Annotated in this window: 16 protein-coding genes; 10 read left to right on the top strand and 6 right to left on the bottom strand. The window is 64.4% G+C overall.

The window, feature by feature from the left end; all coding sequences use genetic code 11:
• The first annotated feature begins 160 nt into the window (after nucleotides 1-160).
• Nucleotides 161-1,405: an MFS transporter gene (locus tag CO669_RS28295; protein ID WP_097663226.1), complete on the top strand. Its 1,245-nt coding sequence runs from the start codon at nucleotides 161-163 to the stop codon at nucleotides 1,403-1,405.
• Between the two features lie 175 nt (nucleotides 1,406-1,580).
• On the opposite strand, the gene CO669_RS28290 is transcribed toward CO669_RS28295, so the two are convergent.
• Nucleotides 1,581-2,840, bottom strand: coding sequence for an adenylate/guanylate cyclase domain-containing protein (locus CO669_RS28290; protein WP_097663225.1), 1,260 nt, complete (start codon nucleotides 2,838-2,840; stop codon nucleotides 1,581-1,583).
• A 165-nt stretch (nucleotides 2,841-3,005) separates the two neighbouring features.
• Between CO669_RS28290 and CO669_RS28285 the strand changes: the two genes are divergently transcribed.
• Entirely contained in the window at nucleotides 3,006-4,163 is a 1,158-nt protein-coding gene (locus tag CO669_RS28285) for an MFS transporter (protein WP_097663224.1), read from the top strand.
• 47 nt (nucleotides 4,164-4,210) lie between these two features.
• Nucleotides 4,211-4,402: a hypothetical protein gene (locus CO669_RS28280; protein WP_097663223.1), complete on the top strand. Its 192-nt coding sequence runs from the start codon at nucleotides 4,211-4,213 to the stop codon at nucleotides 4,400-4,402.
• Here CO669_RS28280 and CO669_RS28275 read toward each other — a convergent pair.
• From CO669_RS28275 to dmeF, 3 genes are all read right to left on the bottom strand, one after another.
• Nucleotides 4,399-5,277, bottom strand: coding sequence for a DMT family transporter (locus CO669_RS28275; protein WP_097663222.1), 879 nt, complete (start codon nucleotides 5,275-5,277; stop codon nucleotides 4,399-4,401). The two genes, CO669_RS28280 and CO669_RS28275, sit on opposite strands and share 4 nt — an antisense overlap.
• Before the next feature lie 80 nt (nucleotides 5,278-5,357).
• Entirely contained in the window at nucleotides 5,358-6,188 is an 831-nt protein-coding gene (locus tag CO669_RS28270; RefSeq protein ID WP_097663289.1) for an N-acyl homoserine lactonase family protein, read from the bottom strand.
• A gap of 86 nt (nucleotides 6,189-6,274) precedes the next feature.
• Nucleotides 6,275-7,246: a CDF family Co(II)/Ni(II) efflux transporter DmeF gene (dmeF, locus tag CO669_RS28265; protein ID WP_097663221.1), complete on the bottom strand. Its 972-nt coding sequence runs from the start codon at nucleotides 7,244-7,246 to the stop codon at nucleotides 6,275-6,277.
• A 200-nt stretch (nucleotides 7,247-7,446) separates the two neighbouring features.
• Here dmeF and CO669_RS28260 point away from each other — a divergent pair, with 200 nt between their 5' ends.
• The 5 genes from CO669_RS28260 (at nucleotide 7,447) to CO669_RS28240 (ending at nucleotide 12,021) form a co-directional block, all read left to right on the top strand.
• Entirely contained in the window at nucleotides 7,447-8,265 is an 819-nt protein-coding gene (locus CO669_RS28260) for a chromate resistance protein ChrB domain-containing protein (protein ID WP_143278753.1), read from the top strand.
• A complete protein-coding gene (gene chrA / locus CO669_RS28255) occupies nucleotides 8,265-9,650 on the top strand; it encodes a chromate efflux transporter (protein WP_097663219.1) in 1,386 nt (461 codons plus the stop codon). Before CO669_RS28260 ends, chrA begins: the two co-directional genes overlap by 1 nt.
• Nucleotides 9,651-9,858: 208 nt before the next feature.
• Nucleotides 9,859-11,076, top strand: coding sequence for a sensor histidine kinase (locus tag CO669_RS28250; protein ID WP_283806826.1), 1,218 nt, complete (start codon nucleotides 9,859-9,861; stop codon nucleotides 11,074-11,076).
• A gap of 228 nt (nucleotides 11,077-11,304) precedes the next feature.
• Nucleotides 11,305-11,679, top strand: a complete 375-nt coding sequence (locus CO669_RS28245; protein ID WP_097663218.1) for a response regulator — start codon at nucleotides 11,305-11,307, stop codon at nucleotides 11,677-11,679.
• Between the two features lie 132 nt (nucleotides 11,680-11,811).
• Nucleotides 11,812-12,021, top strand: a complete 210-nt coding sequence (locus tag CO669_RS28240; RefSeq protein ID WP_097663217.1) for a hypothetical protein — start codon at nucleotides 11,812-11,814, stop codon at nucleotides 12,019-12,021.
• Nucleotides 12,022-12,082: 61 nt separating this feature from the next.
• On the opposite strand, the gene CO669_RS36450 is transcribed toward CO669_RS28240, so the two are convergent.
• Both CO669_RS36450 and CO669_RS36175 read right to left on the bottom strand, forming a co-directional pair.
• Nucleotides 12,083-12,226: a hypothetical protein gene (locus CO669_RS36450; RefSeq protein ID WP_245444543.1), complete on the bottom strand. Its 144-nt coding sequence runs from the start codon at nucleotides 12,224-12,226 to the stop codon at nucleotides 12,083-12,085.
• A gap of 722 nt (nucleotides 12,227-12,948) precedes the next feature.
• Nucleotides 12,949-13,119, bottom strand: a complete 171-nt coding sequence (locus CO669_RS36175) for a hypothetical protein (protein WP_198964302.1) — start codon at nucleotides 13,117-13,119, stop codon at nucleotides 12,949-12,951.
• Nucleotides 13,120-13,430: 311 nt separating this feature from the next.
• Here CO669_RS36175 and CO669_RS28225 point away from each other — a divergent pair, with 311 nt between their 5' ends.
• Both CO669_RS28225 and CO669_RS28220 read left to right on the top strand, forming a co-directional pair.
• Entirely contained in the window at nucleotides 13,431-14,468 is a 1,038-nt protein-coding gene (locus CO669_RS28225; protein ID WP_097663216.1) for an alpha/beta fold hydrolase, read from the top strand.
• A 261-nt stretch (nucleotides 14,469-14,729) separates the two neighbouring features.
• On the top strand, nucleotides 14,730-15,188 hold the full coding sequence (locus tag CO669_RS28220) for a hypothetical protein (protein WP_245444541.1): 459 nt from the start codon (nucleotides 14,730-14,732) through the stop codon (nucleotides 15,186-15,188).
• Nucleotides 15,189-15,374: the final 186 nt, after the last annotated feature.

Raw genomic sequence — 15,374 nt, 5'->3', positions numbered from 1 at the left:
CAGAATACCCAACTTCGTTCTTATTGCAACTCATTTGCAAATGCATCTGGCTGCATCGGTTCCCCTCCCGGCCGATATTCGCCCCTGTCGGAAACCGGGTGGGTTTGACGGGCCCCGGAGCCGGATACTCGCGCCCATCCGACTTTGCAGGAAATGAGCCATGTCAAACCCGCCGCGCCTCCCCGACACCTTTGGCCGCCTGGCCTGGTCCAACCTCGCGGCGCAGTCCGCCGAGCAGATCGCTTTGGCCGCCGCCCCCATCGTCGCCGTGCTCACGCTCGGAGTGGCGGAAGGCCAGACCGGCCTGTTGCAGACCGCACTGACCCTGCCCTTCGTCCTCTTCGCGATTCCGGCCGGCCTGCTCGCCGACCGCATCTCGCGTCGCTCGCTGATGGCGGGGGCCGAGGCGCTGCGGGCCGCAGCGCTTGCCACGATCGTGCTGCTGCTGGCGCTCGGCGCGCTCAATCTGCCGCTGCTGGCGCTGCTGGGCTTCACGGCGGTGTGCGGCACCGTGGTCTACAGCGTGGCCGCGCCGGCGCTGGTGCCATCGCTGGTGAGCGCCGAGCTGCTGCCGGCCGCAAATGCGCGGATCGAGCTTGCGCGCACCATCGCCTTTGCCAGCGGGCCTGCGCTCGGCGGCACGCTGGTGGGATGGTTGGGCGCGAGTCCGGCCTTCGGCTTTGCCGCGGCACTGTCGGCGATTGCGGTCGTGCTGCTCTCCGGCATCTTCGAGCCCGCGCGAACGCCGGCGCCGCGACGCCATCCGTTGCAGGAGATCCGCGAGGGCGCGGCCTTCGTGTTTCACCATCCGCTGCTGCGGCCGGTGTTCATCACCCAGTTCATCTTCAACACCGGCTGGTTCCTGCAGATCGCCGTGTTCGTGCCCTATGCCGTGCGCCATCTCGGCCTGACCGCCGCCGGCGTCGGCACGGTGCTGACGATGTACGGCGTCGGCATGGTGATCGGCGCGCTGCTCGCCACGCGCGTGATGCAGCGCATCGCCTTCGGCACCGTGGTCGGCCTCGGCCCGGTCACCGGCTTCGTCGCCGCGGTCGTGATGGCGCTGACGGTGCTGATCGCCTCGCCCTGGCTGGCGGCCCTGAGCTTCTTCCTGCTCGGCGTCGGCCCGATCCTGTGGGTGATCTCGACCACGACCTTGCGGCAGTCCGTGACGCCGCCGCGCCTGCTCGGCCGCGTCTCCGCCATCAACATCATGAGCTACGGCGCCCGCCCACTCGGTTCAGCGCTGGGTGCGATCGTCGGCGGGCTCTGGAGCGCGGAAGCGTGCCTTTATCTGGCGGCCGCCGTGTTCGGCATACAAGCCCTGGTGATCTGGCTGTCGCCGGCGGTGGCGCTGGACCGGCAGCCGGCGATGGTGGGAGATGAAGTCGCGGCGCGGTGCTAGCCACGCTTGGAGTTCGAGCAACGACTTCCGCCGTCGTCCCCGCGAACGCGGGGACCCATAACCCCAGGGAGAAGTTTGACGAAGGCTCGCCGTTACACATGTCCGTTGGGACTGGCACCGTCCGCATTCGATAGATCACGCGGTATGGGTCCCCGCGTTCGCGGGGACGACGAACCTAACCCGTCAGGTACCGCTCGTAGCTTCCCGTCACCGGCTCGCTCGAATCGACATCGGGGTCGAGCGTGTAGAGATCCTGCGCGCGGCCGATGCCGCGTAGCGCATAGCGGCCGGTGGAGACGAGATAGCGCCGGCCGGCGGCGTCGAGGCCCTTGTAGAATTCGGAGGACGCCAGCAATTCGCGATCGACCGAGCGGCTCATCGAGGCGATGCGGCTGACCTCGTTGACGGTCGGGCCGACCACGGTGAAGTCGAGCCGGTCCTGGCTGCCGATATTGCCGTAAAAGACCTCGCCGACATGCAGGCCGATATAGGCCGAGGTGGTCGGACGGCCGTCGGCCTCCCGCCGCTTGTTCAGCGCCGCGACGTTCTTGCGGAACAGATGCTCGGCGCGCAGCGCAGCGCGCCGCGCATCCGCCATGTCTTCGCCCCAGAACATCGCGAGCACGCCGTCGCCGATCAGCTTGAGCACGTCGCCGCCGGCATCGTGGATCGCGTCGATTACGGCCTGCGCATAGTCGTTGAGGAACGGGATGATCTCGTCCGGGCCGATGCTCTCGCTGATCGCGGTCGAGCCGCGCAAATCCGAGTACCACAGCACGGCCTTGATGCGCTCGGTGACGCCGCGCGAGATGCGCCCGGCCAGCACCTGCGCGGAGGCGTCGCGGCCGAGATAGACGCGCCCGAGCGTGCGCGCGATGTCGACCTGCTGCGCCGATTTGATCGCGAGCCCCAGCACCGGCACGAGATCGCGCAGCGAATCCAGCTCGGCTTCGCTGAAGCCGCTGTCGCGCCGCGTGGTCCAGCAGGAATAGAGACAGTCCATCAGGCCGAGCGCGCCGTTCTCGCCGAAGCGGTGCACGAAGGCGAGATAGTGCTTGTGGCCCTTCTCGGCGAGCTCGCCGATCTGCGAGAAATCCATCGACGGCGCGTCGGCAAGATCGATCACCATCTCGTCGTGGCCATTCTCGAGCATGTGGAAGAACACCGAGCGGCGCCAGCTTGCGGCGGCGTCGCCGTCGGCGGTCGAGCCGTACTCGAACGCGTCGCTCTCGTTGCTGGGCCGGTCGCTCCAGCGAAAGCCGCGGCCTTCGTAGATCGGATGCAGCGTGTCGATCACGACGAGCGCGCGCGACAGCTCCAGCCCTTCGGCGCAGCAGCGCTCGCAGAAGCCGCGGAGCAGTTCGATTTCGGGCAGGCCCGTGAGCCCCTGGCCGGTGAGCCAGTTCATCAACGCAAGGCGCGAGGTCAATTGCATGCGCCATTATGGCGTGCATTCGTGACGAGCGGAAGGCCATGCGCATCCTTACGCGTCAAAGGCTCCCGTCTACAGCAGGTCGAATATGCCGCAGGCGCTGTTGACGTGCTCGCGCCGCAAGCTGCAAATGGAACCGATGACACCGGCGACCAGAAATACGGGAATATGAGCCAGCGCCAGCTTCCGATCATCCTGGCGCTCGGCACCACGCAGACCCTGGCCTGGGCGTCCAGCTATTATCTGCCGGCGCTGATCGCCGATCCCATGGCGCGCGATCTCGGCGTCTCCTCCAACTGGATCTTCGGCGCGTTCTCGGCCTCGCTGGTGATCTCGGCGATGCTCGGCCCGCGGATCGGGCGGCAGATCGATCTCGTCGGCGGCCGGCAGGTGCTGTCGGCCTCGAACCTGACCATCGCCGCCGGGCTCGCGCTCCTTGGGCTCTCGCAGTCCGTTGCGGTAATGGTGTTCGCCTGGCTCGTGCTCGGCATCGGCATGGCGATGGGGCTCTACGACGCCGCCTTCGCCGCGCTGGGGCGCATCTACGGCACCGAGGCGCGCCGACCCATCACCGGCATCACGCTGATGGCGGGCTTTGCCTCCACCGTCGGCTGGCCGCTCACTGCCTGGGGCCTGTCGCATATCGGCTGGCGCGAGACCTGCTTTGCCTGGGCGGCCGCCAACATCCTGATCGGCCTGCCGCTCAACTTCTTCATGCTGCCGGCGATCAAGGGCGCCAGCCGAGCGGCGGCCACGGCCGAGAAGCCGCATCTGCCGCTCGATCGCACCATGCTTCTGCTGGCCTTTATCTTCGCGGCGGTCTGGACCGTGACCGGCGCCATGGCCGCTCATTTCCCGCGCATCCTGGAGACGACGGGCGCAACGCCGGCCGAGGCGATCGCGGCCGGCGCCCTGATCGGCCCGGCGCAGGTCGGTGCACGCATGTTGGAGGCTGGCTTCCTCAGCCGCTTCCATCCGCTGTGGTCGACCCGGCTTGCCTGCCTCACCCACCCGATCGGCGCGGTGGTCGTGGCGATCTTCGGCGGCGCCGCGGCGAGCGCATTCGCGCTGTTCCACGGCTCGGGCAACGGCATCCTGACGATCGCGCGTGGCACGCTGCCGCTGTCGATCTTCGGGCCGAAGGATTTCGGCTACCGTCTCGGCATCATCGGCGCCCCCGCACGCATGGCGCAGGCCGTGGCGCCGCTGGCCTTCGGCCTGCTGATCGACGTCATGGGCGCCAAGGTGCTGATCGTCTCATCCGCGCTCAGCTTGTCGGCACTGGCGGCGTTGTTCCTGATCCGCACCAGGCCGCGGCCGGATTGACCGGACCAAGAATTGACTGGGTCAAGGCTTTCGCGCACAAGCGGCCCATGACCGAAGAGCCCCGCCCGCCCCGCACGTTCAAAGGCCTGCTGCGCTGGGCGACCACGCCGCCGCAGGCCTGGGGCGTCTATCTGCTCGCCGTTCTCCTGGTCTGGCTGGTCTCGTTCTATGCCGGCTCGCTGAAGCCGAAGAAGACGCCGGAGACGAGCCCGCCCGCGGCAACCGCGCCAAAAAGCTAGGCCGGGTTCGTCTCGCCGGTCGCAATCCAGATGCCGGCGAACACCGCCACCAGCCCCACCAGAAGATTTGGCGTAATCGGCTCGCCGATCAAGAGCGCCGCGAGCAGAGCTGCGGCGATCGGATTGACCGTCATCGTGTTGGCAACCCGCGTCGGCGTCGCCCGCCCCAAGGCCATGACCCAGAGGATGAAGGCGAGCGCACCGCCGCCAATGCCGAGATAAACGCCGGCGATCCATTGTGCCGTGGTGAAACGATCGAGCGCCGCGAAGCTGCCTTTCGCCAGGCCCGCCAGTATCAGCACCGCAGCCCCCGCGCCCATTCCGACCGTGAGAAAGCCGAGCGCACTGGAGCGCTGCATCAGCGGCCGCGACAGCACGTTGTAGAAGGCCATGCAGAACACCGCGCCGGTCATGATCAGCTCGCCGCGCCAGGCGCCCGGCGGACTCTGCGCGAGGCCCGTCGCCAGCGCCGCCGCCACGCCGAGCACGGCGATACCGACGCCCGTGATCTTGCGCGTCGTCAATCGCTCGACGCCGAGGATCGCGCCGACCACCATGGTGTGGAGCGGCAGCGTCGCCAGCGCAAGGCTGGCGCGCGCTGCGGTCGTGTAGGATACCGCGATGTTGTAGAGGATGAAGAACACGCCGAAGAAGCAGATACCGAGCCCGGCCACGGCCGGCCAGTCGGACCGTTGCGGCCAGCGCACGCGTAGCAGCAGCGCACACGGCAGCAGGCAGAGAAAGCCGATGCCCCAGCGCAGGATCGCCAGCAGGATGGGATCTGCGCCGCCGACGAGATAGCGGGTGATCGCCGCGGCGGTTCCGCCAATGCTGCTCGAGACCAGCGCGATCGCAACCCCGAGCCACTCCCCCACCTTCGTCTCCCATCGTGGAGCTTCCGCCGCCCCTAGCACGATGCTGCTGCCACCATCATGGCAGCAGCACCCGCGCTGGATCAGTCGTAAAACTCCGGCGCCATCTTCTGGCTGTCGCGCTGGGCCTTGTCGTGATTGATCCAGAGCTGCGCCTTCTCCCTGGCGAGCGTGTCCGCGATCTTCTGCATCGAGGCCGTGGTCTGGTCCTTGTCGACATTCATGCTGGGGACACGGCGGTTGTCCCAATTGTCCTTGAAGTGCACGGCATCGCCCGACAGCACCACCGCGCCGGTCTTGGGCAGTTTCACCAGCAGCGACTGGTGCCCGGGCGTGTGGCCGGGCGTCGACAGGATGGTCACGCTGCCGTCGCCGAACACGTCCTTGTCGCCGCTGAGCAGCTCGGCCGGGTGCGAAGGCTTGAAGCGCGGCGCGTTGTTGGCGCCGGGCCAGTCATATTCGGCTTTCTGCACGTAGAGCATCGACTGCGGGAACAGCTCGACATTGCCGGTATGGTCCGGATGCGTGTGCGAGACCGCCATGGCCTTGACGTCGTCCGGCTTGACGCCGAGCTGCTCGAGCTGTCCGGCCAGCGTCTTCGGCCGGCGCCAGGTGACGGCCTTGGGATCGGCCGGCGCGAGACCATTGGGCATCGCGGCAACGGAATCGGCGATGCCGGTGTCCCACAGGAACCAGCCCTTGGTGTGCTTGATCAGATAGCAGGTGTCGACGAAATCCATCGTCTTGCCTTCGTTCAGCCCGGGCGTCCAGCGCGAGATGTCGCCCGCGGTGCCCTCCCCGCAATTGAGCACGTAGAGCTTCTCGACACCGCTCTTGTCCGATTGCGCCGATGCCGCGGCGCCTGACAGCGCCAGTGCAGCCATGGCGAGAGCGAGCTTGGTCCTGCGCATCATGGGTCCTCCCTTGCGGCCGTGCATGCCGCGACCGAAGTTCAACCCCGGCCGCGCGACAGAATTCCGGCCATGTCAATGCGGGCAAGTCAATGCGGACAGGTCTCGACCTCCACCGTGACATGGCTGAGGCCCTTCAATCCGGCGAGCCGCCGCTTGTAGACCGCCGGCGGCTTCGGCTTGTCCGACACCACCGAGAGCAGCACGGCACAATGGCCGGGGCCGACCTGCCACAGATGCAGGTCGGTGACGCGATCGTCGCCGGCCTCCATGCGCGAGCGGATCACCCGCTCCAGCTTCTCGTCGGCCCGCACGTCGAGCAACACCGCGCCCGATGACTTGACGAGGCCGAAGGCCCAGCTCGCGATCACCGCGCTGCCGATCAGGCCGACGGCGGGATCGGCCCAGACCCATCCCGAATACATGGCCACCGCGAGCGCGGCGATCGCCAGCACCGAGGTCGCCGCGTCGGTCATGACGTGGACGTAGGCCGCGCGCAGATTGTTGTCGTGATGACGGTGGTGATGGCCGTGATGATCGTGGTCGTGGTCATGATCGTCATGCGCATGGCTGTGGCCGTGCGCATGGCCGTGATGGTGGTCATGGTTGTCGCGCAGCAGCCACGCGCTGGCGAGATTGACGCCAAGGCCGAGCGCGGCCACGGCTATCGCCTCGCCATAGACGATCGGCACCGGATTGATCAGCCGCAGCACGCTCTCATAGGCGATCTCGACCGCGATCAATCCCAAAATGATCGCGCTGGCGAAGGCGGCGAGATCGCCGAACTTGCCGGTGCCGAAGGTGAAATGCGCATTCCCCAGATGCCGGCGGGCGAAGCGGTAGGCGAAGGCGGCGATGCCGAGCGCGGCCGCATGCGTGCCCATGTGCCAGCCATCGGCGAGCAGCGCCATCGAGCCGAACAGCGAGCCGGCCACGATCTCGCCGACCATCATGACCAGCGTCAGGACGACGACGAGCCAGGTGCGCCGCTCGTTCTCGTCGTGCTTCTCGCCCAGGAAGGCGTGGTCGTGAGTCCATTGCTCGATGGAATGCGAGTGCATCGAATTCTCCAGGAGATTCAGGTCCGTTGAGGTTCATTATAGACCGGCGGGCAGCACTTTTCTAAGGTCCAGTCGTTCCCCGGATTGACAGTGCTTCTTAGTTTCGATGTAATCTGCCTCATGGGGATTTGAGCGATCTCCCCACGAGGCGACATGCCCAAGTATCGCGTCCCGTTCGGTTTTTGCGAGGACGCAACAACATGCCTACTTTCACGACCATTTCATCCGACAAGCTGGCGCGCCTGATCGGCACGGCCAATGCTCCTGTCCTGATCGATGTCCGCACCGAGGAGGATTTTGCCGCCGACCGGCGGCTGATTCCCGGCTCGATCAAGCTCAGCCACGAGACCGTCGCGGAATGGGGCGGCGCATTTGCCGGCCGCTCCGCCATCGTCTCCTGCCTGCGCGGCGCCAAGCTGGCGCAGGGCACGGCCGCCTGGCTGAGACAACTCGGCGCCGAGGCCGAAACCCTGGAGGACGGCTTTGAGGGCTGGAAGGCGGCCAAGCTGCCGCTGGTCGACGCCCGCAAGCTGCCGCCGCGCGATGCCAAAGGGCGCACCGTCTGGGTGACGCGGGCGCGGCCGAAGGTCGATCGCATCGCCTGCCCCTGGCTGATCCGCCGCTTCGTCGACCCCAATGCGGTGTTCCTGTACGTGGCACCGTCCGAGGTGGTCGCCGTCGGCGAGCGCTTCAACGCTGCGCCCTTCGACATCGAGAACGTGTTCTGGAGCCACCGCGGCGAGCTCTGCACCTTCGACGTCATGATCGAGGAGTTCGGCATCGCCACCCCGGCCCTGCTCCGGCTCGCGACGCTGGTGCGCGGCGCCGACACCGCCCGGCCAGATCTTGCGCCGGAAGCGCCCGGCCTGCTCGCTGCCTCGCTCGGGCTGTCGCGCATGTATGACGACGACCTCGAACAGCTCGAGGCCGGCATGACGCTTTACGATGCCTTCTACCGCTGGTGCCGCGATGCGACGGCCGAGACCCACAACTGGCCGACCAACAAGGTGAAGGCGTAATGGACACCCGCAACGTCCAAGCAGGAGCTGATGCCGGTCACGGCATCAGCTTCAACGACGCGTTTCGCGTCTGGCTTCGCGTCGCCTGCCTGAGTTTCGGCGGGCCCGCGGGCCAGATCGCGGTGATGCACCGCATCCTGGTCGAGGAGAAGAAGTGGATCTCCGAAGGCCGTTTCCTGCATGCGCTGAATTATTGCATGCTGTTGCCGGGCCCGGAGGCGCAGCAGCTTGCGACCTATGTCGGCTGGCTGATGCACCGCACCGCCGGCGGGCTGATGGCGGGCGGGCTGTTCATCCTGCCCGGCATCATCGCCATCATGGGCCTCAGCTACATCTATGCGGCCTACGGCAATGTCAGCTTCGTCGAGGCGCTGTTCTTCGGCCTCAAGGCTGCCGTGCTCGCCATCGTCGTCGAGGCCGTGGTGCGCGTCGGCAAGCGCGCGCTGAAGAACCGCATCATGATCGCGCTTGCAGGCATCGCCTTCGTCGCGATCTTCTTCTTCGCGGTCCCCTTCCCGATCATCATCATCGCCGCCGGCTTGATCGGCTATGCCGGCGCACGCAGCGGCCGCCCGGAATTCGCCCCCGCCGGTCACGGCCATGGCGGCAGCTCGGCCGTGATCGACAGCATGCTCGGCGAAGCCGTGCCCGAGCACGTCCGCCCCGACACCGCACGCGCGATCCGCGTTGGCGCGCTGTGGCTCGCGCTCTGGCTGGTGCCTGTGGCCGCGCTGCTGCTGGTGCTCGGGCAAGGCAGCGTCTTCAGCCAGATCGCGCTGTTCTTCTCGAAGATGGCGCTGGTCACCTTCGGCGGCGCCTATGCCGTGCTGGCCTATGTCGCCCAGCAGGCGGTCGAGCATTATCACTGGCTGAAACCGCACGAGATGCTCGACGGCCTCGGCATGGCCGAGACCACACCGGGCCCGCTGATCATGGTGCTGCAGTTCGTCGGCTTCATGGCCGCCTACCGCGACCCGAGCGGGCTCTCGCCGATGCTGGCGGCGACGCTCGGCGGCCTGCTCGCCACCTGGGTCACCTTCACGCCCTGCTTCCTCTGGATCTTCGTCGGGGCCCCCTATATCGAGCGCCTGCGCGGCAACACGGGCCTCGCCGGCGCGCTCGGGGCGATCACCGCCGCCGTGGTCGGCGTGATCCTCAACCTCTCGATCTGGTTCGCGCTGCACACGCTGTTCCGCGAGACCGTGCCGGTGCATGCCTTCCCGCTGGATTTCGACAGGCCAGTGCTGGGGAGCATCGATGTGCCGGCATTGCTGCTGTCGATCGCGGCGGCAACCGCGATCTTCCGCTTCAGGCTGGGCATGCTCACTGTGCTGGCGGCAAGCTGCGCGGCGGGCGTGGCGCTGCGGCTGGCGGGAGTGATCTGAAGCGCGCAGGTCTGCCGACGAGTTTCACCTCGTCGGTTCCACACCGACCCTGCAAACGGCAACTCGGTCTTGCAATGAACTTGCCGCCTCTGGCGGCAGCGTAGTTGTGACGGAGAAGGCCAGTAGCTATATGTAGAGTTTGGCGTTCCGGACCGCAGGCTTATGCGCGCTGGATGTGGCCTGCACTCATCTCGCTAGGGAGTTCGCTTTGGGCAGTTCTACTGGGCCGAGAGAGTATGAACGCCTGGCTGACTTCATTCGACAGAACCACGCCCCTATCGTGAAGGAATGGACGGAGTTCGCGCGAACCTTGTCACCGGCCAGCGACAAGATGTCAAAGCTGGCTCTGGAGGATCATATCGTCGATCTTCTCAGGTTTGTGGCGGACGACCTAGAAACCGTACAAACCCCGCGGGAGAGGTTGGACAAATCGCGGGGCGACGGCCCGCAAGATAGCGCCTTTTCTCAAAGCGCCGCCGAGCTTCATGCCGCTCTACGCCTCGCCGACGGCTTTGATATCGATCAGATGGTTTCGGAATACAGGGCGCTTCGTGCAAGCGTCGTCAAGCAGTGGGTTGCGCACCATCGGAGCCTTGCCGATACCGATATCGAGGATTTGACGCGGTTCAACGAGGCGATCGATCAGGCCGTAACGGAGTCGGTGGCGCACTATACAAAGACGATAAATGACTCGCGCAACTTGTTTCTGGGAGTCCTTGGCCACGATCTGCGCAATCCCCTGGGCGCCGTTTCGATGGGCGCCCAGTGGATCGAGCGATCTGGAACAACCGACGCGAAGCAGGCCAGGATCGTTTCGGAGATCAGGCTGGCGGCAGGGCGGGCGACCCAAATTCTGGACGATCTGCTCGATCTCACGCGCTCGTCTTTCGGCACGCAGATCCCTGTTACAAAGACCAGGAACGACGTTGCGGCCTTATGTCAGGCAATCGCGGATGAGTTTCGCTCGGTCAACGCAGATCGGAAATTTCAGGTCACGCATGAGGGTGATCCGTTGGTTTCCTGCGACCCCGCTCGTCTGGGACAGGTGCTGTCCAACCTGATGGGCAACGCCGTCCAATATAGCGACGTAACGGCCCCGATCACCGTGACGGTTGCGGGCAACGATCCTGATACCGTCACGATCAACGTGCACAATCTCGGGTCTTCGATCCCGCCTGAGACTCAGAAATCAATCTTCCAATCCTGGACACGAGGCCAAGGATGCCGGCGACCCGTCCGAGCACAGCACTCACCTTGGTCTGGGCCTCTACATCGCAAAATTGATCGTCGAAGCTCATGGCGGCGAGATCTCTGTGGCATCCAGCAAAGACACAGGCACGTGCTTTTCGATCCGATTGCGGCGCCAATGACCAGACCGGCCAGGACAAGCGCTGCGGCGTTCGACTGGCGAGCCTTGCGGCGGTGACTAAGGACGGCGGCTAGACGCGAGCGAGACAAAGTTCCACGCCGTGTGACGGAAGTCGCGGCAGCGCATGGCCGGCATCTCCCGCTCATAGTCAGCCGCATTGGCGATGCCGCGAAGATTATTCCAAAAAGAACCGGACACTCGGAACGTCGGCTGCTGTGACGGTTTAAGAGCGTGACTGCGGGGATGTCCCGGCCGGTGTCGTCTTCCGCGTGCGAAGGGAATGATATGCTTGAGCAAACCTCGCCTCACGGCACTTGCGTCTTGGTCGTTGAGGATGAGCCGATGCTTCTCCTGATGGCGAGCGACATCGTCGAGGATGCAGGATTGCATCCGCTCCTTGCCGGCAATGCTGATGAGGCCATCAGGATACTTGAAGCCAGACAGGATGTCTGCGTGGTCTTCACGGATGTCAGGATGCCCGGCTCGATGGATGGCGTTCGACTCGCGATAGCCGTTCGCGAAAGGTGGCCGCCGATCAAGCTGCTGGTCGTCTCGGGCCATCTTATCAAGGGACCCGAACTGCCCGATGGGGCGAGATTCTTCCGCAAGCCGTACCCGTCAGAGGCAATCATCTCGACGCTCCGAGAGCTTGCCGCCTGAGCGTCAGGGCGCCCTGCCCGCTCGCCGAGCGTTCCTGGACATCTCCTTCACGCTCTTAGCCAACGGTCTCTGCCCCGGGATCACCGGCTCCAGAACAGAGGAACGGGACGGCATCCGAGGCGTTCGTCCCGCATGACCGAACCACTTCCGATGATCATAGAAAACTCACTTCAGATTGCCTGGGACTTCCTCGAACGCTCGGGTGGGATCGCCGATCCTCAGCAGGCGGCGGAGATTCTACTGGAAAGCATCAAGGCGCAAATTCTAAAGGGGGAAAGCCGCACGCTGATGCTCTCCAATCGGGCCATTGCGGCTTTCGAGCAGCGGCAGAAGGCAGCATAATGTGCCGGCGCGCGAATCCCTGTCACGGACCCGCGCGCGAGCTACCGAAAGGAGCTGCCGATCAATCCCGGTCGTTCGCCTCTTCCCGCAGGACGGGCGGCGTGTGGCCGAGCTCGATTTTTTGAGCCAGTTGAGCCCGTTCCTTGTCTGCAGGCTGATCTTCTCCCCGTACGCGCATGATACCGTGGTCTGATGTCTTGGTCATGGGACCTCCTGCTTGACCAAGCCCTGCGCAACCCCAACGTTCCAAATATCGGGTTTGCCGCGACGTCGCAGGAAGGTATCGCCTGATCCCTCGGCTATAACGGCCGCGTTCGGAACAGTCGCCTCAACTGCCTCCACTTCACCTCGGTCCAGCGCAGCACGGCGAGGAGAGGCTTCTGCACGATCGGCATGTCCTGGGAAATGAGAAGCAGGCCGAGTGGAAGCATCCAGAGACCCAGGAGGGGCAAGAAACTGAAAACGCCCCCGAGAACGAGTAACCCTGCGACACCGAGACGGACCCAGAACACGGATGGCTCTCGCAGCCAGCGAATCCAACCAGCTGCTCTCGTCGGCACTCGACGCTCAATCAGTTCAAAATATCTGTTCAACCCCGATTCGACGGAAGCCATCGCAATCCCGATTTGTTGAGTGATGAAGCCGGCGTGCTTGAACAATGCCGGCCTCTGGAAGCAAATCGGGTACGAGCGAAGCGTTCCCCTGTATTTTTTGCTGGGGATCACGGAGCGTTTCCGCCTGCATTCCGCCGGGCACAAGTCGGCACCGTACGGAACGAAAGCCACCTTGAGCTCGTGCCATCCACCCGCGATGACCCATCGTCAGGCGCACAACTGGCGACGGGTCAATTCTCGTGAACCGCGCAAGAGGTTTTGCCGATCATGTTAGACTTCTTGCGCAAGAACTGCCGATTTCGATCAGCGACTGTTAGTCGGCGGCCTTTTCCTCGTCGTTGTGCTCACGCGAAACGTCGCGATTTTCCTTCGTCTGCTTCGCATCGCCGGGCTTTTTCCCAGCCATGTTTCCAGGATTGTAGTGATATTTGCCATCCGGATTCTCGCCGGGTTGCTTCTGATCCGGATTCTTGTTGTTCGTCATTAGCCATTACTCCTTGAAGGACGTAACGGGCTTGAACGGAAATCGACGGTCGATGTTCCAGTTTTCGTCGCGTTGGTCTGGCGTTCGCGTGGATTGGCAACCGAGTGAGGCACTCAAGCGCCCGAAAGGCCTGCCTGCGACAGCGGCCATGACGGTGCGACACCACCCACCTGACACACTCATCCTCTTGCATGCTCGCCAGGCCACTCCGATTTGTGTTGGAACGAAAGCTCAACCGCCCCCGTTGACCGTGAGCTGCAACATTTCTCAATTTGCCTGAGTCATCGTGCAGACCACCTGAGGTACTGCAAATGGCTCTCGCGCGAAAACGCTCCCCCTCCCTGTCGTCCGACTACGTCGTTGCCTTGCAACGTCATCCTCTGCTTGCGACCTTTGCCGCGGCAGCTTCCCTTCTCGGGGTGGCAGCGATCGTGAACCAGCGCCTCGCCAGGAAAGCCGAGCGCGATAACCCACCCCGTGGGCAGTTCCTGGACATCGACGGCGCCCGGCTGCACTACGTGGAACGCGGCGACGGGCGTCCCCTGGTGCTCCTTCACGGCAACGGCAGCATGATCCAGGACTTTGACTCCAGCGGGCTGATCGACCTCGCGGCCAATGGCTACAGGGTTATCGTATTCGATCGTCCCGGATTTGGGCACAGCTCGCGGCCGCGCAACGTGATCTGGACTCCCGAAGCACAGGCAGATCTGATCCGAAAGGCACTTGAACGGCTGAGCGTTCAGCAGGCAATTGTGCTTGGACATTCATGGGGTGCTTCCGTTGCCCTTGCGCTGGCGATAAGACATCCGTCGTGTGTCGAAGCCTTGGTGCTGGCATCGGGCTACTATTTTCCAACCGCCCGCGCCGAAGTAGCGGCCTCCTCGGTCTCTGCTATGCCTGGGGTGGGTGATGCCATCAGCCACACAATCTCGCCGATCTTCAGTCGCATTTTGTGGCCAGCCATGTTGCACAAGATGTTCGGCCCTCGATCGGTCCCCGATAAGTTCGATGGCTTCCCGAAGGAGATGGCGGTGCGACCATCACAGATGCGCGCCAGCGCGGCGGAAGCGGCGTTGATGATACCCGCCGCGTTTGAGTCATCGAAGACCTATGATCAGATCAATATCCCGACCATCATAATCGCAGGCGACGAAGACCGTCTGATCGACATCGACAAGCAGTCGGTCAGACTGCACGGTGAAATCAAGCATAGCAAATTGCATCGCATCGCTGGAGCGGGTCATATGATTCAACATTCCGCCACTGCTCAGTTGATGGATGCCATCGACGAAGCCGCCGCGGCAACCCGCATGGGCGGAAATGCCCCGCAAAGGTTTGCGAAGGCTTAGGACACTCGTCAGGGATCTGGCTTGCCGGCCTGAGGCGTCGAACTCTGACGTTCGCATCAGGAAATTCGGGTGAGTGGCCTCTGGCCATTCCCCGGAGCAATTCGTGCGCAGCAGCATCCTCGGCCCCCAGAGGGCATCACCGAAATTAACCCTGTCGGCAAATGATCTGCCGGGGCACGGCGCCCCGCCGACAAGTTGCCCTCATTGGCACGCAGAATCTTCAGCAGCGCTAACATCTGTTAGAGGCGCATGATGCTGAGAATGGCGTTGCTGGGCCTGCTGATCCTGCTGAGTGTCGGGATGCTGTCGGCCATGGAACTGAGAGCTCCGCCGCGTCGCGTCGCCATGATCGCGCCGCCCCTTGCCGAGCAAGACGCAAGCCCCTCTGCATCACATGGCGCGCTGGCGAAGGCTGATCGCCTTGAGATCGCTGCCGGGAGCAGCGAGACGCTGACCCAGGTGCCTCCGGTTGAAGACCGTGTTGCTCCCCCGCAAGACGTCCATCTTGGTTCGTCGGAGCCGAAGCCGATTGCCCTTCATCGGCACAATTCGAAGAAGCTCGCGACCGCTGAGCGTCCAAAGAAGAAGCCAAGAGCGATCGCCGTCAAGCAGGCCGCCGCCCCCCAACGCTCAAAGGCCGCGAGCAATCCGGAGCCCTGCCGGCTGAAGGCATTTGGCGGCTTGCTCAAGGCGTTGAATATGCGCGGGTGCGAAATCTGAAGACGCTTCCACGCGTGGCTCAAATCGGCCGTTGCCTGTTGGGCAAAACAGACCGGTCAATTTGTGCTACCCGCCTGTCAAGCCTCACCTGACAAACGGGGCGGCGGCTGGTCCTGCCCCATCCTCGGTGTCATCGCCCGGCTTGACCGGGCGATCCAGTACTCCGAGACCGTCGTGATTGCGGCG

It is taken from the genome of Bradyrhizobium sp. Y36 (assembly GCF_002531575.1).
Lineage (GTDB): Bacteria > Pseudomonadota > Alphaproteobacteria > Rhizobiales > Xanthobacteraceae > Bradyrhizobium.
Note: the sequence above shows the minus strand (reverse complement) of the source record. Positions and strands in the feature narration are given on the sequence as shown.